Source organism: Phenylobacterium sp., from assembly GCF_044372605.1.
Lineage (GTDB): Bacteria > Pseudomonadota > Alphaproteobacteria > Caulobacterales > Caulobacteraceae > Phenylobacterium.
Genome location: NZ_JBILRO010000295.1, coordinates 1 through 3,687, shown reverse-complemented (window position 1 = coordinate 3,687; position 3,687 = coordinate 1). Strand labels below are relative to the sequence as shown.

At 65.9% G+C, this 3,687-nt stretch carries 4 protein-coding genes and 1 pseudogene; 4 read left to right on the top strand and 1 reads right to left on the bottom strand.

What is annotated here, in order from left to right; genetic code table 11:
* Positions 1–115: pseudogene (locus ACIQ42_RS17085) on the top strand (dihydroneopterin aldolase); the annotation flags it as partial.
* A 91-nt stretch (positions 116–206) separates the two neighbouring features.
* Positions 207–605: a DUF4870 family protein gene (locus ACIQ42_RS17080; protein WP_397423437.1), complete on the top strand. Its 399-nt coding sequence runs from the start codon at positions 207–209 to the stop codon at positions 603–605.
* Between the two features lie 116 nt (positions 606–721).
* On the opposite strand, the gene ACIQ42_RS17075 is transcribed toward ACIQ42_RS17080, so the two are convergent.
* A complete protein-coding gene (locus ACIQ42_RS17075; RefSeq protein ID WP_397423436.1) occupies positions 722–1,609 on the bottom strand; it encodes a branched-chain amino acid aminotransferase in 888 nt (295 codons plus the stop codon).
* Between the two features lie 170 nt (positions 1,610–1,779).
* Here ACIQ42_RS17075 and ACIQ42_RS17070 point away from each other — a divergent pair, with 170 nt between their 5' ends.
* Both ACIQ42_RS17070 and ACIQ42_RS17065 read left to right on the top strand, forming a co-directional pair.
* Positions 1,780–2,487 carry a response regulator gene (locus ACIQ42_RS17070; protein WP_397423435.1) on the top strand — a complete coding sequence of 236 codons (708 nt, stop codon included), beginning with the start codon at positions 1,780–1,782 and terminating at the stop codon, positions 2,485–2,487.
* On the top strand, positions 2,487–3,687 hold a 1,201-nt coding region (locus tag ACIQ42_RS17065; protein WP_397423434.1), incomplete at its 3' end, for a histidine kinase dimerization/phospho-acceptor domain-containing protein. The genes ACIQ42_RS17070 and ACIQ42_RS17065, both read left to right, overlap by 1 nt.

The following is a 3,687-nucleotide window of genomic DNA, read 5'->3' as shown; positions in this document are numbered from 1 at the left end:
CCATCTGTGCCTGGCCGACCCCAGGGTCAGCCGCGCCCGGGTCCGCGTTGAAAAGCCCCTGGCCCTGGCCCCCGATGCCGTAGGCGCCGGCGTGGAGATCATCGTCGGGCGCTGAGATTGCGCCGGGCCAATCATGACCCCACTTTAATTGGCGTAGTCCGGAGATCCGTAACATCATGTGGATCAAGGGCTGAAAGGATACGCCAGTGACCGAGATCTATTCGACCGAGACGCGCATTGAAGACAAGACCATGCCGGCGGTCTGCTACGCGCTCTACCTGCTGGCCTTCGCCACCGGGATCACGGCCGTCATCGGGTTGGTTATTGCCTACACCCAGCGATCATCGGCGATGCCTGGCATGAAAACCCATTTCACCTATCTGATCCGCACCTTCTGGGGCGGCCTGATGATGATGATCGTCGGCGGCGTGATCTTTGGCGTTGGCGCTCTGCTCAGCATCATTCTGATCGGTTTCCCGATCATGGGGCTGGCCTGGCTGATCCTGACGTTTGCCACCATCTGGTACGCAGTCCGCTGTATCGTCGGGTTGGTCTACCTCAGCCGGGGCGAGGCGCACCCCCGCCCCTACGCGCTGCTGGCGTAGAGCACGACAGCTTGAACTGGATACCGGTCCAAGCGCCCGTCGTGCTCTAAACATTTGATAACGAGCCCGTTTATCCGGTTCAGAAGATTCCATCTGAACCGGACAGGCTCTAGGATTCAGGCCCCCACCAGCTCGCGCCGCACCAGCCGGGCGTAATCGTCCATCAGGCCCAGTGAAATGGCGTCCGGCTTGAAGCTGTACTCGCCGATCTGGGCCACCGGCGTCACCTCGGCCGCTGTACCCACCACGAAGCACTCGGTGAACCCTGCCAGCTCCTCCGGGCGGATGTGACGCTCCACGACCGTCAGGCCCTTCTCACGCGCCAGCCGGATCACGGTTTGCCGGGTGATGCCGTTGAGGAAACAGTCGGGCGTCGGCGTATGGATCACGCCATCCTGGATGAAGAACACGTTGGAGCCGGTGCTCTCCGCCACATAGCCGCGGTAGTCGAGCATCATGGCGTCGGTGTAGCCGTTCTTCTCGGCGGCGTGCTTGGAGATGGTGCAGATCATGTAGAGGCCAGTGGCCTTGGCGTGGACCGGCTCGGTTTCCGGCGACGGGCGCTTGTACTTGGCCCAGCACATGCGGATGCCCTTGGCCCGCTCCGCAGGCGAGAAATAGGACGGCCAGTCCCAGACCGCGACGGCCACGTGGATCTTCGTATCCTGGGCGGAAACGCCGATCATCTCCGAACCGCGCCAGGCGATTGGCCGGACATAGGCGTCGACAAGGCCGTTCTTCGCACACGTTTCCCGGCACGCCTGATCGATCTCGGCGACCGAATAGGGGATCTCGAAATCCAGATACTCCGCCGACTTGAACAGCCGCTCCGTATGCGCCGTCAACTCGAAGATCTCGCCGCCATACATGCGCTCGCCCTCGAACACGGCGGAGGCATAGTGAAGCCCATGGGTCAGCACATGGACCTTGGCGTCGCGCCAGGCCACAAACTGGCCATCCAGCCAGATCCATCCGTCGCGGTCGTCAAAGGGAACGATGGTCATGAGGGTTGCGCCGCCTTTCAGAAGCGTTCCTTGAACCGTTCCCTCACCGTCACGTCAAACAAATTGGTCCGAACGGGCGTCAGCTTTCCACCGCCGTTTGCGTTATCGCTTGGCGCTGGCCAAATCCCCGCGCAGATTCGCGTTGGACGACAGGAGGGCGAAAACCCCTGATGAACTTCGCAGATGCGCCGCCGAAGAGTCGCCACCTGCTGGTGGTCGACGACGATGACCGGATCCGGGAGCTCCTCAAGGAGTATCTGACCCGCGCAGGCTTTCGCGTGACGGGGGCGCCTGGAGGCGATCCTGCCCGACGGCTGCTGGCCACCCTGGATTTTGATCTGGCGATCTTCGACGTGATGATGCCCGGCGAGGATGGCTTCTCCCTGACCCGCTGGCTGCGCCAGCAGCGTGGCAAGGCGGGCCGCACGCCGGTGCTCATGCTGACCGCACTGGGTGAAGCCGGCGACCGCATCGAGGGCCTGAAAACCGGCGCCGACGACTACCTTGGCAAGCCCTTCGAGCCGGAGGAACTGCTGCTGCGCATCGAGGCCATCCTGCGGCGCGCCGGCGACCAGGCCCAGCCCGGCGGGGTCCTGTCCCTGGGCCGCTGCCGGTTCAATCCCGACCGCGGCGAGCTGACCTGCAACGGTGAACCGGTCCGTCTGACCGAGGCCGAGGTCACCCTCCTGCAGACCCTGGCCTTGACCCCCCATGAGCCCGTCGACCGCATGGAACTCGCGCGCGGCTCGGTCGACCCCTCGGGTCGCGCGGTGGATGTGCAGGTCACCCGTCTGCGCCGCAAGATCGAGGACGACGCCAAGGCGCCACGCTACCTCCAGACCGTGCGCGGCATCGGTTACAAGCTGGCCCCGGACTGATGAGGACCCCCTCGTCCCCGCGCGTCTTCCTCCGCTGGCTGAAGCGCAGCGTGCCAGCGACCCTGTTCGGGCGCTCTCTGCTGATCATCGTGCTGCCTGTCGCTCTGATGCAGATCGCGGTGACCTACGTCTTTTTCGACGCCCACTGGCAGACCGTCACGGCGCGGCTGTCGGAGGGTCTCGCGGGCGACATCGCCTGGGCCGTCGAGAGCTACCGGGACGACCCCCGCCCGGAAAGCTTCGTCCGCCTATCGCAGCGCGCCGAGAAGTCCATGAGCCTGTCCATCGCCCTGCAGCCCGGCCGCGCCTTGCCGGCCCGACGGCGCGATCCGCCCGCCCTGCTGGAACCCTTCGTCACGCCCATCGACCGTTCGCTGGAGCGGGCGCTGTCCGACCGTCTGGATGCGCCGTTCTGGTTCGATACCACCCGATATCCCGCCTACGTTGACATCCGCGTCGGCGTCGAGGGCGGGGTCATGCGGGTGCTGGCGCCGCGTGAGCGGGCCTTCGCCACCCAGGGCCACATCTTCGTGCTCTGGATGACCCTGGCGACCGTGCTGCTGACCACCGTGGCGATCCTGTTCATCCGCAACCAGGTCCGCGCCATAGAGCGGCTGGCCAATGCCGCCGAGGCCTTCGGGCGCGGCGCCGACACACCCGCCTTCAAGCCCCACGGTGCCCGGGAAGTCCGGCGCGCCGCCACGGCCTTTCTCGACATGCGCGGGCGCATCCAGCGCCACATCGAACAGCGCACCGCCCTGCTAGCCTCGGTCAGCCACGACCTTCGCACCCCGCTCACCCGCCTGAAACTGACCCTCGCCCTTGCCGAACCCACCCACCGGACGGCCGACATGAAGCGCGATCTGGCCGACATGGAACATATGATCGACGAGTATCTGGCCTTCGCCCGTGGCGAGGGGGGCGAAGACACCCGGCTGGTCCCGCTCCTCCCCCTGATCGAGGCTGTGCGCGACGGCGCGGCCCGGCTGGGGGCCGACGTCAAGGTCGCCGCCGATCCCGACCTGTCGGTCACGGTGCGCCCCAACGCCCTGAAGCGCGCCCTGGCCAATCTGGTGATGAACGCGGCAGCCCATGGCGACCAGGTCGAGGTGGCGGCCCATCGCAGCCCGGATGGCGCCCTGGAAATCCAGGTCGATGACAACGGGCCCGGCATCCCCCCGGATCAATACGAAGACGCCT

Bases quoted from the DNA above. Each gene is read 5' to 3' on its own strand.
- ACIQ42_RS17075 (WP_397423436.1), bottom strand. From the start codon at position 1,609: ATGACCATCGTTCCCTTTGACGACCGCGACGGATGGATCTGGCTGGAT.
- ACIQ42_RS17070 (WP_397423435.1), top strand. From the start codon at position 1,780: ATGAACTTCGCAGATGCGCCGCCGAAGAGTCGCCACCTGCTGGTGGTC.